General features: G+C 73.6%; 15 protein-coding genes, 1 pseudogene and 1 riboswitch. Of the genes and pseudogenes, 8 read left to right on the top strand and 8 right to left on the bottom strand.

Annotated elements, in window-relative coordinates; translation table 11 throughout:
• Positions 1 to 106: 106 nt before the first annotated feature.
• Genes TR50_RS14850 through TR50_RS14835 form a run of 4 tightly spaced genes read right to left on the bottom strand, consistent with a single transcriptional unit; the run spans position 107 to position 3,833 of the window.
• Positions 107 to 991 (bottom strand): metal ABC transporter permease, encoded by an 885-nt coding sequence (locus TR50_RS14850; RefSeq protein ID WP_042420601.1) that lies wholly within the window; start codon positions 989 to 991, stop codon positions 107 to 109.
• Positions 988 to 1,896, bottom strand: a complete 909-nt coding sequence (locus tag TR50_RS14845) for a metal ABC transporter permease (RefSeq protein ID WP_042420599.1) — start codon at positions 1,894 to 1,896, stop codon at positions 988 to 990. The genes TR50_RS14850 and TR50_RS14845 overlap by 4 nt, the downstream gene beginning before the upstream one ends.
• Positions 1,897 to 1,902: 6 nt before the next feature.
• On the bottom strand, positions 1,903 to 2,913 hold the full coding sequence (locus tag TR50_RS14840; RefSeq protein WP_236654418.1) for a metal ABC transporter ATP-binding protein: 1,011 nt from the start codon (positions 2,911 to 2,913) through the stop codon (positions 1,903 to 1,905).
• A gap of 8 nt (positions 2,914 to 2,921) precedes the next feature.
• Entirely contained in the window at positions 2,922 to 3,833 is a 912-nt protein-coding gene (locus tag TR50_RS14835; protein WP_236654417.1) for a metal ABC transporter solute-binding protein, Zn/Mn family, read from the bottom strand.
• Positions 3,834 to 4,121: 288 nt separating this feature from the next.
• On the opposite strand from TR50_RS14835, the gene TR50_RS14830 reads away from it, so the two are divergent.
• Positions 4,122 to 4,676: a DinB family protein gene (locus TR50_RS14830; protein ID WP_042420595.1), complete on the top strand. Its 555-nt coding sequence runs from the start codon at positions 4,122 to 4,124 to the stop codon at positions 4,674 to 4,676.
• A 208-nt stretch (positions 4,677 to 4,884) separates the two neighbouring features.
• Positions 4,885 to 5,481, top strand: coding sequence for an HhH-GPD-type base excision DNA repair protein (locus tag TR50_RS14825; protein WP_042420593.1), 597 nt, complete (start codon positions 4,885 to 4,887; stop codon positions 5,479 to 5,481).
• A gap of 106 nt (positions 5,482 to 5,587) precedes the next feature.
• On the opposite strand, the gene TR50_RS14820 is transcribed toward TR50_RS14825, so the two are convergent.
• From TR50_RS14820 to TR50_RS14810, 3 genes are all read right to left on the bottom strand, one after another.
• Positions 5,588 to 5,878, bottom strand: coding sequence for a hypothetical protein (locus TR50_RS14820; RefSeq protein ID WP_042420590.1), 291 nt, complete (start codon positions 5,876 to 5,878; stop codon positions 5,588 to 5,590).
• 61 nt (positions 5,879 to 5,939) lie between these two features.
• Positions 5,940 to 6,383 carry a carboxymuconolactone decarboxylase family protein gene (locus tag TR50_RS14815; RefSeq protein ID WP_084700286.1) on the bottom strand — a complete coding sequence of 148 codons (444 nt, stop codon included), beginning with the start codon at positions 6,381 to 6,383 and terminating at the stop codon, positions 5,940 to 5,942.
• A gap of 90 nt (positions 6,384 to 6,473) precedes the next feature.
• Positions 6,474 to 7,016, bottom strand: a complete 543-nt coding sequence (locus TR50_RS14810; RefSeq protein ID WP_042420586.1) for a carboxymuconolactone decarboxylase family protein — start codon at positions 7,014 to 7,016, stop codon at positions 6,474 to 6,476.
• Between the two features lie 94 nt (positions 7,017 to 7,110).
• Here TR50_RS14810 and TR50_RS42540 point away from each other — a divergent pair, with 94 nt between their 5' ends.
• The gene (locus TR50_RS42540) at positions 7,111 to 10,533 is read left to right on the top strand and encodes an AfsR/SARP family transcriptional regulator (RefSeq protein WP_052440997.1); all 3,423 of its coding nucleotides are present in this window, start codon (positions 7,111 to 7,113) and stop codon (positions 10,531 to 10,533) included.
• Positions 10,534 to 10,659: 126 nt separating this feature from the next.
• A riboswitch (M-box (ykoK) riboswitch) is annotated at positions 10,660 to 10,827 on the top strand.
• Between the two features lie 283 nt (positions 10,828 to 11,110).
• The gene (locus tag TR50_RS14800; protein ID WP_152648403.1) at positions 11,111 to 12,757 is read left to right on the top strand and encodes an NRAMP family divalent metal transporter; all 1,647 of its coding nucleotides are present in this window, start codon (positions 11,111 to 11,113) and stop codon (positions 12,755 to 12,757) included.
• Here the strand turns inward: TR50_RS14800 and TR50_RS14795 are convergent.
• Positions 12,747 to 13,235, bottom strand: coding sequence for a carboxymuconolactone decarboxylase family protein (locus TR50_RS14795; RefSeq protein WP_084700308.1), 489 nt, complete (start codon positions 13,233 to 13,235; stop codon positions 12,747 to 12,749). The genes TR50_RS14800 and TR50_RS14795 overlap by 11 nt on opposite strands.
• Before the next feature lie 47 nt (positions 13,236 to 13,282).
• Here TR50_RS14795 and pdxR point away from each other — a divergent pair, with 47 nt between their 5' ends.
• The 4 genes and pseudogenes from pdxR to TR50_RS48735 all read left to right on the top strand — a co-directional run.
• On the top strand, positions 13,283 to 14,707 hold the full coding sequence (gene pdxR, locus TR50_RS14790) for a MocR-like pyridoxine biosynthesis transcription factor PdxR (RefSeq protein ID WP_042420585.1): 1,425 nt from the start codon (positions 13,283 to 13,285) through the stop codon (positions 14,705 to 14,707).
• 178 nt (positions 14,708 to 14,885) lie between these two features.
• Positions 14,886 to 16,109: a hypothetical protein gene (locus TR50_RS14785; protein ID WP_236654425.1), complete on the top strand. Its 1,224-nt coding sequence runs from the start codon at positions 14,886 to 14,888 to the stop codon at positions 16,107 to 16,109.
• A 96-nt stretch (positions 16,110 to 16,205) separates the two neighbouring features.
• Positions 16,206 to 16,877: an NUDIX domain-containing protein gene (locus tag TR50_RS14780; protein WP_084700282.1), complete on the top strand. Its 672-nt coding sequence runs from the start codon at positions 16,206 to 16,208 to the stop codon at positions 16,875 to 16,877.
• Between the two features lie 189 nt (positions 16,878 to 17,066).
• Positions 17,067 to 17,253: pseudogene (locus tag TR50_RS48735) on the top strand (hypothetical protein); the annotation flags it as partial.

Genomic DNA, 17,253 nt, shown 5'->3' with positions numbered 1-17,253 from the left:
GCCGGCCCTCTGGCGGGGAGTCGGCGGCGGAGCTGCTGCCGCATGCGCGGCACGCAGGCCCCCGCGCGCGGGACCTCCGCGACGCCGCGGGGCCGGTTGTCGGTGATCAGCTCGCCGCGGTCGGCGCCGACACGGGGGCGGGGCGCCGGTCGCGGGTCGGGCGGAGCCAGGTCGCGGCGTAGGCGAGGGTCGCGGCGGTCATGATGGCGAAGCTCGGTGGGCACTGCGGGATCCAGGCGGCGATGGCCAGGCCCGCCCACATCTCGCCCACGGCGAGGGCCGCCGCCAGGGCGAGGCCGCGGAAGGGGCGGTCGGTGAGGCGGATCGCCGTGCCTGCCGGGGCCGCCAGGAGGCCCAGGAGCAGCAGGGACCCGACGGCCTGTGTCGCCTCGCCGGCGGTGACGCCGACCAGGGCGAGGAAACCGAGCCCGAGGGCCTTGACGGGGACGCCCCGTGCGGCGGCGACGTTCTCGTCGAGGGTGGCGAAGAGCAGCGGCCGGGCGATCAGCACGACCGCGAGCGAGACCGCGAGCGCGATCAGCACCGCGACCAGGGTCTGGCCGCCGTCCAGGCCGAAGATGGAGCCGAAGAGCACCGAGGTGCCCGCGCCGCCGTTGCCGTTGCCGCTGGCGGAGGTCGTGTAGAGGGTCAGGAAGAACGAGCCGAGGCCCAGCACCCAGGCGAAGGCGCTGCCGATGACGACGTCGTCCGCCTTGCCGCGGCGGCCGACCCCGGCCAGCAGCAGCCCGACCAGGACGCAGGAGACGAAGAGGCCCAGGCGTAGGTCGTAGCCGCCCGCGAGGGCGGCCATCGCGCCGGTGAAGGCGACGTGGCTGAGCGCGTCGCCGGTGAAGATCTGCGCGCGCAGCACCAGGAAGTAGCCGACGAGTCCGGCCGCGAGCGCGATGAACGTGCCCGCCAGCAGGGCGTGGTGGAAGAAGGGCTGGGACCAGGCCGAGGCCGCGCCGGAGGAGGCCAGCAGGAGGTTCATGCCGCACCCCCGGCCAGGGCCGCCGTGCCGGAGGCGTCGCGGCGGCGCTCCAGCGCACACGCCGCGAAGCGCGCGCCGTGGGCGAGCAGGAAGAGCCCGAAGGCGAACGAGGTCACGAAGAATCCGAGCGGGTAGGGCCAGTAGAAGGCGGCCACCAGGCCCGCCCAGGTCACGCCGAAGCCCAGGACCACGGTCAGCAGCAGGCTCAGCCCGGGACGGGCCGTCAGCACCTGGGCGGTCGCCGCCGGCAGCACCATCAGCGCGAAGACCAGCAGCGCACCGGTGATCTGCGCGGCCTCGGCCGTGGCGACGCCCAGCAGCACCAGGAAGGCGACCGAGAGACCGCGCACGGGCACCCCGCGCGCGGCGGCGACCTGCGGGTCGACGGAGGCGAACAGCAGCGGGCGGCCGAGGACCGCGAGCGCCAGCAGGACCGCGAGCCCGGCGACGGCGAGTGTGGCGACCTGTCCGGTGGTGATGCCGAGGAAGCTGCCGAAGAGCAGCGCCTGCGGTCCTTCCAGCAGGCCCTTGTAGAGGGCCATGAACAGGTAGCCGCAGGCCAGCAGGAACGCCTGCACGACCCCGGTGGCGGCCGACTCCTCCGAGCCGCCGGGCTCGCGGCCGCGCCGCATCAGCGCCAGCACGAGCGCGGCGGCGACGCAGAAGCCGAAGTAGCCGAGGCTCAGGCTGAATCCGGCCAGCGTCGCCAGCGCCGCGCCCGGGAAGGCGACGACGGAGAGCGTGTGCCCGGCGAAGGTCTGCCGCCGCAGCACCATGAACCAGCCGACGGCGCCCGCGACGACGGCGACGATCGCGCCCGCGCGGAAGGCGTTGACCATGAACGGGTAGGACCACATCAACTGGAAGTCGTAGAGCGGGTTCCAGGAGAAGACCGGTGACTCCATCTCAGCTCACCCCGCGCGACGGTCGCCGTGACCGCGACGGTCGCTCTGACCGCGGCGATCGCCGTGACCGTGACCGTGACCGTGACCGTCGTCGTGGCGGTCCGCGTGGACGGCGGGCGCCTCGGGCTGGCCGACCACGACGAGGCGGCCGTCCTGCGTGGACAGCACCTCCACCGGGGTGCGGTAGAGCCGGGTCAGCGTCTCGGAGTTGATGACCTCGCTCGGCGGGCCGCACACCGCGCCGCCCTCGGCGATGTACACGACGCGGTCGAGGTGGTGCAGGATCGGGTTGACGTCGTGGGCGACCATGACGACCGCGACGTTCTCCTGGTGGCAGATGCGGCCGATCAGCGCGGCGACCGCGCTCTGGTTGGGCAGGTCCAGGCTGTCCAGGGGCTCGTCCAGCAGCAGCACCTCGGGACGGCGGACGAGCGCCTGGGCGATCAGCAGCCGCTGCTGCTCGCCTCCCGAGCACTGCCCGATCGGCCGGTGGGCGTACCCGGAGGCGCCGACCAGCTCGATCACCTCGTCGACGCGCCGCTGCTGCTCGCGCCGGTTGCGGGACCAGGGCAGCGGTACGCCCCAGCGGTCGCCGTCCAGGCCCATCCGGACCACGTCGACGCCGCGGATGCGCAGGTCCGGGTCGAAGCTGCGGCGCTGGGGCAGGTAGCCGACGCGGCTGCCGGCCTCGCCGGGGCGGCGGCCGAGCACCCGTATCTCGCCCTCGGCCGCGGGCATGATCCCGAGCAGCACCTTGACCAGTGTCGACTTGCCGACGCCGTTAGGGCCGAGCACGGCGACGAACTCCCCGGCCTGGACCTCGAGGTCGACGCCGGACCAGAGCGTGCGGCCGCCGACCCGCACCGCCGCGCCGCACAGGCACAGCACCGGCGCGGCCTGGCCGCCCGCCTCGGAGGGACCACCGGCCGCGGACGCGGCGGTGGGGACGGGGTTCTGCTGCTTCGTGTTGTGCTGGTCCGCGTTGTGCTGCGGCTCCGCCGCGACGACAGGGTTCACGTGCGTCCTCACTTCCCGGTGGCCTGGTGGAGGGCCTGCTCGATGCCCTGGAGCTCGGTGGTCTGCCACTGCTCGAAGGTGTCGCCCGCGGGGGCGAGGGTCTCGGTCACGGTGGTGACGGGGATGCCCTCGGATTTCGCCAGCTTCACCTGGGCGACGACGTCGGGGGTGGAGTTCTGGCTGTTGTAGACGTAGATCTTGATCTGCTTGGACTTGATCTGCTGGTCGATGGTCGCCTTGTCGGCGGCGGTCGGGTCGGTGCCCTCGCTCATCGCGTCGAGGAAGCTCTCCGGCGTCAGCATCCTCAGGCCCAGGCCCTCCGCGAGCGGGGTGACGATGGACTCCGAGGCGCCGATCGGGGTGCCGGCGTACTTCGCCTTGATGTCGGCGATCAGCTGGTCGTACCGGGCCAGGGTCCGCGTCTCGAAGGTCTGCTTCTGCCGGTCGAAGTAGGCGGCGTCGGCCGGGTCGATCCTCTTGTAGTCGGCCGTGATCCGGTCGATGACCCGGTGCACGTCGGTGGGCGAGTACCAGCGGTGCGGGTTGCCGCCCGGCCGGATGCCGACCAGGTCGCCGACCTTGAGCTCGGTGCGGCCGGCGCCGGGGTTGGCGGCCAGCAGCTTGTCCGCCCAGGCGTCGTAGCCGATGCCGTTGACGATCACGTACTGCGCTCCGGTGACCGTGCGGGCGTCGGCGGCGGTCGGCTCGTAGGAGTGCGGGTCGGTGTCCGGGTTGGTGATGACGCTGGTCACGTGCACGTGGTCGCCGCCCAGCTGGGAGGCTATCGACCCCCAGAAGTTCTCCGCCGCGACCACCTGGACCACCGTGCCGCCCGCCGCCACGCCCGAGGCGTCGGCCGCGCCCGATCCGGTGCGGGATCCGGGCGGAGCCGTGGTCGCGCAGGCGCTGACCGTCGCCATCAAGGCGATCACCACACCACCGAGCACCGCTCGGGACAGGCGGCGGGTGACCCGAAGGGATGGGACGGACGAGCGCATGGTGGTGACCCCCCAGAGGCAGACGTGGCCGGCAGCTGACTCCTCCACGTTAAATGGAAACGGTTTTCATCCCTAGCCCGAATGGGTGTGGGATGAAAATCATTACCGAATCTTGACCGAAGCGACGGCGGCGGCCCCGCCCCAGGACTAGGGTGCCCGGGACCAGGGTGCCCGGCGACGGGACCAGTCCGGCCGAAGGGACGCTGAGGGATGAGTCGAGCTCGCAGGCGGGCGGAGCTGTTCGGGGGCGACGAGAGCGCGCCGCGGTTCGCGACGCCGGCCGTCGGCGCGGAGCGGGACGTGCTCGTGGGGGTGCTGGGCGCGCAGCGGGCGACGCTGGAGGCGAAGTGCGCCGGGCTCGGGGCCGCCGAGCTGGCCGAACGGTCGGTGCCGCCGTCGACGCTGTCACTGCTCGGCCTGGTCCGGCACCTCGCCGACGTCGAGCGGCGCTGGTTCCGCCGCGCACTGGCCGGGCACGACGCGCCGGACCGCTACGCCACCCCGGAGCGGCCCGACGCCGACTTCGACGCGGCGACGGACGACCCGGCGCTGGTCGCGGCCGCCTGGGCGGCCTGGCGCGAGGAGGTCGCCTTCGCGGAGTCCTTCACCGCCGCCACGCCCGACCTGGACCTGACCGGCAAGGACTCCTGGCGCGGCCCGGTCTCCTTGCGCTGGGTGCTGATCCACATGGTGGAGGAGTACGCACGCCACAACGGCCACGCCGACCTGCTGCGCGAACGCATCGACGGCGCGGTCGGCCTCTGACCGCCCACCGCCGGAGAGCCGGAACGTTCCCGCGTCCCCGCGTCACGGGCGAGACGCGCGTCATGCGCGGCACGCATCACGCGCGGCGCGCGCGTCACGGCGTGCAGGAACGTTTCGGCGCGGCGGCGTTTCACCGGGCGAGGGCGGGCAGGCGCACGGAAAATGGTTCCGGCGAGCCCAGGACCGTCAGGACCGTAAGGAGAGCGCCATGGCGACCGACCTCCACCTCGCCCAGAACCCGGATGCGGACGCCCTGCTCAGCCGCAGCCCCCTGGCCGCGCTGATCGGGATGCTGCTCGACCAGCAGGTGCCGATGGAGTGGGCCTTCGCCGGCCCGTACACGCTTCTGCAACGCCTCGGCGGGGACGACCTGGACGCCCATCGGATCGCCGACTTCGACCCAGATGCCTTCGCCGCGCTCTGCGCGGAGAAGCCGGCCATCCACCGTTATCCCGGCTCGATGGCCAAGCGGATCCAGCAACTGTGCGCCTACCTCGACGCCCACTACGACGGCGACGCCGAGGCGCTGTGGCGGGACGTCTCCAGCGGCACCGAGCTGCTGGACCGGCTGGTGGACCTGCCGGGCTTCGGCCGCCAGAAGGCGCAGATCTTCCTCGCGCTGCTCGGCAAGCAGTTCGGCGTCCGTCCCAAGGGATGGCGTGAGGCTGCCGGGGCCTACGGCGAGAAGGACAGCTTCCGCTCGGTCGCGGACATCACCGGCCCGGCCTCCCTGGAGAAGGTCCGGGCCCACAAGCAGGAGATGAAGGCGGCGGCGAAGGCCGCCAAGGCGGCCAAGACCGGTTGAACCGACACCTGGAACAGGCGCCGGACACCGTCCCGACCGGCCGTCCGAACGACGGCCGCCGTGCCGTCTGCCGGAGGGCAGGCGGCACGGCCGTTCCGGGTCGTCGTCACAACTCGTCGACGAGAACGCCGTTCTGGGCGGTGCCGTCGCGGGTGAGCGCCATCGCGAGCGGCGCCTCGCCGAAGGAGGGGATCGCCGCGAGCGCGGCGGCCAACTGCTCGGCCGAGTCCCAGTACCAGGTGTCGGTGTAGCTGCCGTCCTCCAGGCGGATCAGCTTCACCGCGCTCAGGCCGGCGTGCCGGGCCCGGATCGCCGAGACCAGTGCGGCGCGACGCTCCAGCAGTTGGGCGACGTCGGACGGGTCGACACGGTAGGTGTGGCTTCTCACCACGGACATGGTGGTTCCCTCCTGGGGGTGGTGCGGCTCTGTGAGGTGCGGCCGGCCGGGCAGCCGCGGGCTACCAGGCGGCGCCGGCGGCCTGGCGGGTGGTGGCGTTGAGGCGGTTGAACATGTTGGTGACGGCGATCATCAGGACCAGCGCGGCCAACTGCTTCTCGTCGAAGTGCCGGGCCGCCTCGTCCCAGACCTCGTCCGAGACCGGGTCCGGGCGGTCGGCGAGGCGGGTGGACGCCTCGGCCAGGGCGAGCGCGGCACGCTCCGCGTCGGAGTAGTACGGGGTCTCGCGCCAGGCGGCCACCAGGCCGAGGCGCTCGCTGCTGACGCCCAGCTTGGTCAGCGACTTGATGCCGGCGTCCACACACGGGCTGCAGCCGTTGATCTGGCTGACCCTCAGGTGCACGAGTTCCAGGACGGTCTCGTCGACGCCGCCCTGGTGGGCCGCCTTGAACACGCCCATGATCGGCTGCATCGCGTCGGAGATGACCACGGCCGGGTTCTGCATGCGGGGCTGAACAGACATTTCGGTGTGCTCCTTGGAATTGGAACTGGAACTGGAACTGGAAGTGGTGGTGTGTCGGGTGCCGTGCTTCGTTCAGTCGTCGGGGCTGACCAGGGGCCAGTCGACGGGGATGCCGGCGGCGAGGGCCAGCCAGTCGGCGAGACTGTGGACGATCACCTGGGCGATCACCTCGGTCTGCTCCTCGGCTGTCAGATCCCGCGCGGCGGCGGCGCTCTCCAGGGCCGTGACCGCCCCCCGACCGCGCAGCAGCGCGGCCGCGTAGGCGAGGACCGCCGACGCCTTCGCGTCCTCGGCCCGCCCCCGGCGGGCCTCGGCCACCTCCCGTTCGGAGAGGCCGCCGACCGTGCCCGCCAGGAAGCTGTGCACGGACAGGCCGTAGGCGCTGCGGTGCTCCTGCGCCACCAGCAGCCCGATCCGGGTGCGGGTCGAGGCGGAGAGCCGGCCCTCCTCGCGGAGCGCCAGCGTCATCGCCAGGAAGCCGCGCAGCGCCGCTGGGCTGTTGGCCAGCGCCTTGACCAGGTTCGGGGTGATCCCGAAGGTCTGCTGGGCCTCGGCCAGCCACCGTGCCGCTGGTCCGGTGGCCGTCTCCGGCTCGATCAGGGGGATTCCTGTCATGGGAAGAGATTCGCGGGCCCGGTTGATAGATTCGCGATGCGTCCGCGATGGACGCCCGATGGACTTCCCGAGGCGGGGGCGAGGGGGACGACGGGTGAGCGCCGCACAGGTCTCACTGACGGTGCTGGGGCCTGTGGAGGTCCTCGACGACACCGGACGGCCGCTGCCGGGGCTCGCCCCGCGACACCGGGCAGTGCTGGGATATCTGCTGGTCAACGCCGGTCGCGTGGTGAGCGCCGAGCGGCTGATCGACGCGGTCTGGGGCGTCGACGCGCCGGAGACCGCCCGCGCCCAGATCCACGCGGCCGTCACCGCGATCCGCCGGGTCCTGCGCGGCGGCGGCGCGGCCGAACTGCTGGAGACGCGCCCCGAGGGCTATGTCGCGCTCGCGCGTGAGACCGAGCGGCGACGGCTGGACCAGACGGTCTTCTCCGCCCACGTCGCCGAGGCGCAGCGCGTCGCCGCGGACGGGCGGCCGGACGCGGCCGCGGCCGAGTTGCGCGCGGGCCTCGCGCTCTGGCGGGGCGAGGCACTCGGCGGGGTGCGCGCGGAGTACGCGGCGGACCACCGCGCCCGCTTGGAGGAGAAGCGCCTGAGCGCGTTCGAGCGGCTCTGCGAGGCGGAGTTGGGCCTCGGCCGCCACGAGGAGGTGCTCGACGACCTCAGCGCCCAGGCCGCCGCGTACCCGCTGCGCGAGCGCCTGACCGCCCACCTCGTCCTCGCCCTCCACCGCGCCGGCCGCCAGGCCGACGCCCTCACGACCGCCCGCGCCTACCGCGCGGCCCTCGCCGAGACCCAGGGCCTCGACCCGGGCCGCGCGTTCACCGCCCTCGAAGCGGCGGTCCTGCGCGACGACCCCTCCTTGCACCTGCCGCCCGCACGACCGGCCGGGGACGACGGCTCCCCCGGTGTCCCCGGCCCGCGCGTCGCCCGCTCGGCCGCCGACGGCCCAGCCGCCCGGTCCGGCGAGACTCCCACCGAAGCGCCCACCACGTCCCCACACGGCTCCCCAGGCACTGGCCGGGAAGCTCCCGGCACGCAGAATCCCTGGCCCGGCACGACAGCACCCGGCGGCGCCGGGGCGGGGACCGTCGACGGCGGAGCGGGAAGCCCGGCGCACGCCCCAGCGCCCGGAGCAACCCCAGGCGGCTCCCCAGGCGCTGGGCCGACAGCGCCCGGCCCACAGAGTCCGTGGCCCGGCACGACAGCACCCGGCGGCGCCGGGGCGGGGACCGTCGACGGCGGAACGGGAAGCCCGGCCCACGCCCTGCCGTCCGGAGCAACCCGGAGCGGCCCGCCCGCCAACCCGAGGGCGGCAGCACCCGGCGCGCAGAGCCCGGGTCCCGGCGGGGCACCGCACGGCGGGGCCGCGGCAGAAGGCCGCGGGCGGGCCCTGCGGTCGGACTACCTGCCCTACGACCTGCCCGACTTCACCGGACGGGAAGGGGAGTTGGCGCGCCTGGTGGACGCCGCGGGCGGGGTCGTGGCGATCGACGGGATGGCCGGGATCGGGAAGACGACGCTGGCCGTGCACGCCGCGCACGCGCTCGCCGGGAGGTATCCCGACGGGCAGCTCTTCGTGGACCTTCAGTCCGACACCGCCGGGCGGCAGCCGCTGCCGACGGAGGACGCGCTGGACCTGCTGCTGCGTCAGATCGGGTTGCCCGCCGAGCGGATACCCGCCGGGGCGCAGGAGCGCGGAGCGCTGTGGCGGGCGGAGCTGGCGGAGCGGCGGGTGGTGGCGGTGCTCGACAACGCCGCCTCGGCCGAGCAGGTGCGACCGCTGCTGCCTGGCTCGGCCGGGAGCCTCGTGCTGGTGACCAGTCGGCGACGGCTGGTGGATCTGGACGGGGCCGCCGCGCTCTCGGTGGACCTGTTCCCGGCCGCCGACGCGATCGGGCTGTTCACCTCGGTGGTCGGCGAGCGGGCCGACGCCGAACCGCTGGCCGCGCTGGACGTGCTGCAACTGTGCGGGTTCCTGCCGCTCGCCGTCCGGATCGCCGCCGCGCGGCTGCTGCACCGGCCGCGCTGGACCGTGGCCTACCTCGCGGACCGGCTGCGCGACGAGCGCCGCCGTCTCGCCGAACTGGCCACCGCAGACCGCGGCGTGGCGGCCGCGTTCACCGTCTCCTACGAGCAGTTGCCCTCCGAGCAGCAGCGCGTCTTCCGGCTGCTGGGCTCCGCGCCGGGCCGGGACTTCGACGCGTCGGCCGCCGCCGCGCTCGCCCGACTGCCGCTGCCGGACGCGGAGGACCTGCTGGAGGACCTCCTCGACGCGCACATGCTGGTCCAGCACGAGGCAGGGCGTTACACCTTCCACGACCTGCTGCGGGAGCACGCCCGCTCGACTGCCACGGGCCAGGACAGCGAGGAGGCACGCGAAGCGGCCCGTGACCGCCTCTACGCCCACTACCTGCGCACCGCCCACGCGGCCGTGGCGCTGCTCCACCCGTACGGCGCGGACCGGCTGCCCGCGCCGCCGTCCACGGACGGGGACGCCTCCGACCCCGCGTCCGCCTCCGCCTCCGCCCTCGCCGATCCGCGCGCCGCCCGCGCCTGGCTGGACGCCGAACGGCCCAACCTGGTCGCGGTCGCCGCCGATGCGGCCGCGAACGGGCGACCGGACCAGGTGGTGCGACTCGCCGCCACGCTGCGCCCATACCTCGACGGCAACGCCCACCACACCGACGGCGTGACCGTGCACGCCCTCGCGCTGGACTGCGCCGAACGCCTCGGCTCGCCCGCGGCGCAGACCACCGCGCTGACCGACCTGAGCTGGGCGCACTGGCGGCTGGGCGCCTACCAGCAGGCCCGCGAGGACGCCGAGGCGGCCTCCGACCTCTGCGCCGGCCTGCCGGACGGCGGCGCGTACGAGCGCTCACGGGCACTCAACACCCTGGGCAACGTGGCGTTCCGGCACCGCGAGCTGACGCGGGCGCGGGCCTGCTACGAGGAGGCGCTGGCGCTGGCGCGCACCGCCGGCAACACGGTCGGCGAGGCGCACCTGCTGGGGAACCTCGCCCAGGTGTTGGAACGTTCGGACCTGTGCCACGAGGCCAACGACTCCTTCGACGCCGCGCTCGCGCTGCACCGCACGCTGGGAAACCGGCTCGGCGAGGCCGGCATCCTCAACGACCTCGGGCTGATCAACGCCCGTCACGGCAACCTGCCGGTCGCGCTGGAGCAGCACGCGCAGGCGAGGGACCTGTACCGGACGCTCGGCAACCTGCTCGGCGAGGCCGCCGCACGCAACGGCCTGGGCGAGGCGGCGCTCGCCGCGGACGCCCCGGACCGGGCGGCGGAGGAGCACACCGCCGCGCTGCTGCTGGCCGCCGACGCGCGCAGCCGCCCCGAACGGGCCCGCGCCCATGCCGGCCTCGCCCGCGCCGAACAGCGGCGCGGGCGACTGGCCGTGGCCCGCGAGCACGCCGGGCGGGCGGCGGAGCTGTACGAGCAGTTGGACGTCCCTGAGGCCGCGGACGCACGCGCCTTCCGGGACACGCTGGGGTCGGACTGAGGGCCAGCTGAGGCCGGGCTGAGGCCGGGCTGAGAGCGCGCTGCGGGCGGGCTGCGGCGTCAGGAACGCGTAAACGGATTTGACAGCGCCGCCGCGCCGGAGTGAACCTGGACGGGTTCTTCAGATGAGACACCTCGTTCGGTGAGGCGTCTCCACGGACACAGGCCACTGATCCCAACCGTCGAGAGACGCTCCGGATCAGGACACCTCCTCCCGACCTAAGGGTTGAGGCCAAGTGGCTGCGCGCAGCGCTACGCCGTGGAGTGCCAAAGCTCTGACGAGTTGGGGTGTGCCGGATCGGTTCCGACGATCCGGGTCCGGTGTGCCCCCTGCCGTTGCGACGCGCGAGCCGCGTCATGACCGGAGGGAGGCGAGAAGCGATGGACGGCAGTCCTGGTCCGGGTCGTAAACGACCCCACGACACCCGCTTGACCTCGTCTTCTTTCGGCATGCGGTAACCACCTGCGTTCCTCTTGCTTTCGCCTGCGCGCACGCACACGTGCACGCAGGGCGGATGGATGCTGCATGCCCTCCGACCGGCCGACGGCCCTGCCCGCGGCCCCAGGGAGGGATCACCATGACCACCACGATCGACACCCGCGACACCCGCCGCACCCGCACCGCCGTGCTGGACGACGCGCACGTCGGCGACATCCGCGGCGCGCTCGGCACGATCAGGCTCGACGACCACGACGAGCGCCGCGGCCTGTCCGCCAAGCTCAAGACGCTGCTCGCGATCGTCGGCCCCGGACTGATCGTCATGGTCGGCGACAACGACGCCGGCGCCTTCGCCACCTACGGCCAGGCCGGGCAGAACTACGGCACCCACCTGCTGTGGACGCTGCTGCTGCTGGTACCCGTGCTCTACGTCAACCAGGAGATGGTGCTGCGTCTCGGCGCGGTCACCGGCGTCGGCCACGCCCGGCTGATCCTGGAGCGCTTCGGCAGGTTCTGGGGCGCGTTCAGCGTCATCGACCTGTTCATCCTCAACGCCCTGACGCTGGTGACGGAGTTCATCGGCATCACGCTGGCCGCGGGCTACCTGGGCCTGCCCAGGGCCGCGGCCGTGGTGCTGGCCGCCGCGATCATCATCGCCTCCGCGTTCACCGGCTCCTTCCAGCGGTTCGAGCGGATCGCGGTCGCGCTGTGCGCGGGATCGCTGCTGCTGGTGCCGATCTACTTCCTGTCCCACCCGAAGACCTCGCAGATGGCCCACGACTTCGCGGTGCCGAACCTGCCGGGCGGTCAGGGGCAGCTCGCCACCGTGATGCTGCTGATCATCGGCATCGTCGGCACGACGGTCGCGCCGTGGCAGCTGTTCTTCCAGCAGAGCTACGTCATCGACAAGCGGATCACGCCGCGCTTCATGAGGTACGAGAAGGCCGACCTGTGGCTCGGCATCGTCGTGGTGGTCCTCGGCGCCGCCGCGCTGATGGGGGCCTCCGCCGCCGCCTTCGCCGGCACCGCGGGCTTCGGCGGCTTCACGGACGCGGCCGGTCTGGCCCACGGCATCGAGGCCCACGCGGGCAAGGTCGCGGGCGTGCTGTTCGCCGTCGCGCTGCTGGACGCCTCGATCATCGGCGCGTTCGCGGTCTCGCTCTCCACGGCCTACGCCATCGGCGACGTCTTCGGCATCAAGCACTCGCTGCACCGGGGCGTGAAGGGCGCGAAGGGCTTCTACGCCGTCTACGCCGGCATCGTGGCCCTGGCGGCCGCGGTCGTGCTGATCCCCGGTTCGCCGCTCGGCCTGCTGACCGAGGGCGTGCAGACGCTCGCGGGCGTGCTGCTGCCCTCCGCGACGGTGTTCCTGCTGCTGCTCTGCAACGACCGGCAGGTGCTGGGGCCGTGGGTGAACGGACCGAAGACGAACGCCTTCACGGCGGCCGTCGTCGGGGTGCTGGTCACGCTGTCGGTCATCCTGACGGCCTCGGTGCTGTTCCCGGACATCGGCGCGGGCGCGATCGTCGACATCATGGCCGCCTGCGGCGTCGTGGGTGTCGTGGCCGCCGGGTACGCGGCGTTCACCAAGCGGCGCACGGCCACGGTCGAGGACGACCTCGACCGCACCGGGCGCGACACCTGGCGGATGCCGCCGCTGGAGACGCTCACCCGGCCCGTCATGGCCACCGGCCGCAAGATCGGTATGAGCGCCCTCCGCGGCTACCTGCTCGTCGCGATGGTGCTGGTGATCGTGAAGATCGTCGAGGTGGCGCTCACTCGTTGACGGGCCAGGCCTGCGTCGCGACGCTGACGCGGTTCCAGGCGTTGATGGTGGTGATCAGCCAGACCAGCTCGGCCAGCTCGGTCTCCTCGAACTCCTCGGCGGCGGCCGCCCACACCTCGTCGCCCACCGGTCCGTCGGAGAGGCGGGTCACCGCCTCGGTCAGTGCGAGCGCGGCGCGCTCGCGGCGGGAGAAGAGGCCGGTCTCCCGCCAGACCGGCAGCAGCAGGAGCCGCCGCTGGTCCTCGCCGCCGGCCAGCGCGTCGGCGCTGTGGGTGTCGACGCAGTAGGCGCAGCCGTTGATCTGCGAGGCACGGGCGCGGACCAGTTCCTTGAGCCCGGCCTCCAGGTCGCTGCCGGCGGTGGCCTTGTCGAGGGCGACCATCGCCCTCATCGCGGCGGGCGCCAGCTTGTCGGCGGCCACGCGGACGGTGAGCTGAGGGTTGTCGTTCTTCGCTGCGGTGTTCGTGTTCGTCGTCATGCCCACAAGTCTGGTCCGTCAGTGGACTCACGATAAGGTCCATTTCCATGTCCGATGAGTGGTCCACTTTCGGTGTCGACCTCCACCTCGACCTGACCGCCGGGCGGGCCTCCGGGGAGGGGGTGCGCGCGGCGCTCGAGCGGTCGTTGCGCGACGCCGTCCGCGGCGGACGCCTCTCCTCCGGCACGCGGCTGCCCGCCACCCGGGTCCTCGCCGCCGAGCTCGGCGTCGCCCGGGGGACGGTCAGCGCCGCCTACGACCAACTGACCGCCGAGGGCTACCTGATCGCCCGTCACGGCTCCGGCACCCGCGTCGCGGACGTGGCGCGCCCGGAGCGGCGCGCGTCGCGCGGCGCACCACGACCGCCCCGGCACGATCTGCGGCCCGGCACCCCGGACGTGGGCTCCTTCCCGGTCGCGGCCTGGCTCCGTGCGTCCCGCCGCGCACTGGGCGAGGCGCCGCCCGCCGCCTTCGCCTACGGCGACAGCCGGGGCCGCCCGGAGCTGCGCGCCGCGCTCGCCGACTACCTCGGCCGGGCGCGCGGCGTGGACGCGGCCCCCGGCCGCATCGTCGTCACCGCCGGCTACATCCAGGCCCTCACCCTGCTTGCCCGCGTCCTGCCGCAGGGCGCGTTCGCCCTGGAGGACCCGGGGCTGCCGTTCCACCGCGAGGCGCTCCGCTTCGCCGGCCGGGACGTGGTCCCGCTGCCGGTGGACTCCCACGGCGCGGATCCCGCCGCCCTGTCGCCGTCCGGCGTCGCCGCGGCGGTCGTGACCCCGGCCCACCAGTACCCGACCGGCGTCACACTGCACCCGGAGCGGCGTCGTGCGCTGGTCTCGTGGGCGCGGGCCGCGGACACGGTGGTCGTCGAGGACGACTACGACGGCGAGTTCCGCTACGACCGCCAGCCGGTCGGCGCGCTCCAGGGCACCGCTCCGGACTGCGTCGTCTACGTCGGCACCGCGTCCAAGACCCTCGCCCCGGGCGTCCGGCTCGCCTGGATGGTGCTGCCCGGCCGACTGGTCGAGCCCGTCATGCGGGCCAAGCGCCTGACCGACTTCCAGTCAGAGGCGCTGGGACAGCTGACGCTGGCGGAGTTCCTCACCTCCCACGCCTACGACCGCCATGTGCGCGCGAGCCGTTCGCGCTACCGGCGCCGTCGGGATCTGCTGCTCTCCGCGCTGGAGGGCTACCGGCTGGAGGGCGTCGCGGCAGGTCAGCACGTGCTGTTGGGTCTCCCGTCGGACGCACCGCCGGAGTCGCGGCTGCTGCGTCAGGCGGCGGCCCGGGGCCTCGCCTTCGGCACACTCGGGGAGCACTGGCACGAGGCCGCCTCCCGACCGAGGGCCGGAGGGTCATCGACCGGGCACCGGGCCGGGCTGGTCCTCGGCTACGGAACGCCCCGCGACGCGGCCTTCCCCGCGGCCGTGACCGAACTCAGTCGGCTGCTGCGGGAGGAGGTCGGGTACTGACCTTCGGTAAGACCGATGACCCGGTGGACCGCTCATCGTTCTTTCATTCAACGCCTAAGATGGCCCGCACCCCGGAGGGTAACGGGTGAATCAGGCGAAAAGGACGAACGTGAGCCGAGCCGGCGAGGAGACGACGCTCTCCGACTACCGGGCGGATACCGGACGGATCGTGCGGTGGTTGCCTGTGCGCAGACACCACCTGCTTCTCGTCGCCTGGACCGCGCTCTGGTTCGTGCTGGTCGTCCCGAACGGCGGCGTGTCCTGGCACTACCTGCGCCAGGGCGAGCAGCTGCTCTTCGGCAACCAGGCCGGCGGCGGCCTCTCGCTCTACGCCACGCACCCCGAACTGCAGATCGGACCGGTCAGCCTCGCCGTCGCCCGGCTCTTCCAACCGTTCACGCCGGCCACCGGGCAGCTCCTCGCCGAGGCGGCGATGTCGGTGCTCGGACTGGTGATGCTGACCCTGGTCGGCCGCACGGCCGCCCTCCACTACCTGGGCACCGGCACCAACCACCGTCGCCTGCAACAGCGCATCCTGATCGCGGGACTGGCCTTCATCCCCATGTGGATCGAGGTCTCCGTCCGCTTCGCGCACCTCGACGACGTGCTGGCGCTGTTCTTCACCACCGTGGCCGTGCACTCGCTGGCGCGCGGGGGCACGTGGGCGGTGGCGGTCTGGCTGGCGCTGGCCGTCGACGCCAAGCCGACCGCGGTGCCCTTCGCGGTGCTGCTGCTGGTGCTGCCGCGCGGCACGCGGCGCGGGCCCTTCCTGCTCTTCTGCGGCGTGGTCGCCGGCGCCTGGCTGCCGTTCTACCTCGGCAACCTGGGCTCCGTCTCGGCGGCGAAGTTCGCGATCCCCAACCAGCCCGCGTCCTCGCTGCGCTGGCTCGGCGTGACCAGCGCGGGCACCCCGCCGTGGGACCGGCCCGCCCAGTTCGCGCTCGGCGGCGTACTCGGCGCGCTGGCGGTGTGGCGGGGCCGCTGGCCCGCGGTGATCCTGCTCGGCGCGAACGCCCGGATCCTGCTGGACCCCAGCACCTACACCTACTACAGCGCCTCCGTCCTGCTCGGCACCCTGCTGTGGGACGCGGTGGGCCAGCGCCGCCTGGTGCCGTGGTGGAGCTGGATCGCGCTGCTCACCCTCTACGGCGGGACGCTGTTCATCCCGGACGACCCGACGCGCGGCCTGGTCCGGCTCGGCTTCGTGGTCCTGTCGACCGGCTACGTGCTGCTCTGGCCGACGCCCGGCAGGAAGCGGCGCGGCGGACGGCCTCGACGGCGGCACCCGGTCGAGACGGGCGCGCCGCGCTCCCAGGCGGTCCCCGGGCCCCGGCGGTCGGCGGAGGGCACCCGCGCGGCCTCGTGGGCGACCGCCGCACCGGAGCCGGCCCGGTCCTGGTAGCACCCGGTGAGCAGTGACGTTTCTGCGGCGCTGCGTCAAACCGGTGCACCGCACGCGCTCCCCCGAACGGGCCAGCGGAGCCGCTAGTCTCGATCAATGACTTCGACGACTGCGCGTTCTGACGGTTCGGCAGCCCCGGACCCCGCCGATGCCGAGGCCCTGGCACGGCGGTTCCCGCGTCTGCACGCACCGCAGTTCTGGGCCTGGGGAGGCTACGACGCCCGGTTCTCCGTCCAACTGCCCGAGGACCGGCTCGTCACCAACGTGCACCTGATCGGCTTCGCACCACTCCCGGACGCCGGGAGGCAGGGCGCAGGGCAGGCAGGGCAGGCCGAGGGGCACGGCGTCGTGCTCTGCCGCGACGAGCGCGACCACTGGTTCCTGCCCGGCGGCACCCGCGAACGGGACGAGAGCGTCAAGGACTGCCTCGCGCGGGAGTTGCGCGAGGAGGCCGGCGCCCGGCTGCTCGGCGCGCCGGTGTGGATCGGCGCGCACCGCTGCGTCACCGACAACCCCGTGCCCTACCGGCCGTGGCAGCCGCATCCAGAGAAGGCCTGGCTGTGGGGCTGGGGCGAGGTGGTGGTCGACTCCGAGCCGACCAACCCGGAGGACGGCGAGGCGGTCGTCGAGGTGCGCGTCCTCCCGGCCGACGAGGCACAGGAGTTGCTCGCCCATGGCCGTGACCGGTGGTGGGCGGAGCTCGTTGCGTTGGCCGTGGAGTCACGCGCAGGACGCGCACGCGCTGGGGAGCGCGCGCCCGGCGTGTGACGCCCCGTCGTGAGACAGCGTGCCGCGGTGCGCAAGTGACACCGCGGCTTCCGCGCGGAACCATGAATGTCCCCTGTGCGTCTGTTACACCTGATAAGCCCGATCTAGTGGGTTTATGGGCTTTGCCGCCGAACGAGAGGCGCGCGAGGGACGGGGAACCGTGCGGAAGGACCGCGTGAGAGGAGAGGTATGACTGGGCAGTCGACGCAGCGCCCGGCGGCGGGATCGCCGGAGCGCGCAGCCCAGCCACCGACCCAGCGCGGGACCCACAGCCACGACCACGGTCTGGCGCACGGCCCCGTCGGCCGACCCGCGCCGCAGCGCGGCGCACCCGACCGCGGCGGGCCCGAACGCGGCGCGGTGCGCGGCCCGGTGC

The sequence above is a fragment of the Streptacidiphilus anmyonensis genome, from assembly GCF_000787855.1.
GTDB classification, from domain to species: Bacteria; Actinomycetota; Actinomycetes; order Streptomycetales; family Streptomycetaceae; genus Streptacidiphilus; species Streptacidiphilus anmyonensis.
This window is presented reverse-complemented; position numbering and strand designations above follow the sequence as displayed.

Excerpts from the sequence above, each read along its gene's own strand:
- TR50_RS14780 (WP_084700282.1), top strand. The coding sequence starts at position 16,206 with ATGACTTCGACGACTGCGCGTTCTGACGGTTCGGCAGCCCCGGACCCC.
- TR50_RS14820 (WP_042420590.1), bottom strand. The coding sequence starts at position 5,878 with ATGTCCGTGGTGAGAAGCCACACCTACCGTGTCGACCCGTCCGACGTC.
- TR50_RS14845 (WP_042420599.1), bottom strand. The coding sequence starts at position 1,896 with ATGGAGTCACCGGTCTTCTCCTGGAACCCGCTCTACGACTTCCAGTTG.
- TR50_RS14800 (WP_152648403.1), top strand. The coding sequence starts at position 11,111 with ATGACCACCACGATCGACACCCGCGACACCCGCCGCACCCGCACCGCC.
- pdxR (WP_042420585.1), top strand. The coding sequence starts at position 13,283 with ATGTCCGATGAGTGGTCCACTTTCGGTGTCGACCTCCACCTCGACCTG.
- TR50_RS14830 (WP_042420595.1), top strand. The coding sequence starts at position 4,122 with ATGAGTCGAGCTCGCAGGCGGGCGGAGCTGTTCGGGGGCGACGAGAGC.
- TR50_RS14825 (WP_042420593.1), top strand. The coding sequence starts at position 4,885 with ATGGCGACCGACCTCCACCTCGCCCAGAACCCGGATGCGGACGCCCTG.
- TR50_RS14795 (WP_084700308.1), bottom strand. The coding sequence starts at position 13,235 with ATGACGACGAACACGAACACCGCAGCGAAGAACGACAACCCTCAGCTC.
- TR50_RS14810 (WP_042420586.1), bottom strand. The coding sequence starts at position 7,016 with ATGACAGGAATCCCCCTGATCGAGCCGGAGACGGCCACCGGACCAGCG.
- TR50_RS14815 (WP_084700286.1), bottom strand. The coding sequence starts at position 6,383 with ATGCAGAACCCGGCCGTGGTCATCTCCGACGCGATGCAGCCGATCATG.
- TR50_RS14850 (WP_042420601.1), bottom strand. The coding sequence starts at position 991 with ATGAACCTCCTGCTGGCCTCCTCCGGCGCGGCCTCGGCCTGGTCCCAG.
- TR50_RS14835 (WP_236654417.1), bottom strand. The coding sequence starts at position 3,833 with ATGGCGACGGTCAGCGCCTGCGCGACCACGGCTCCGCCCGGATCCCGC.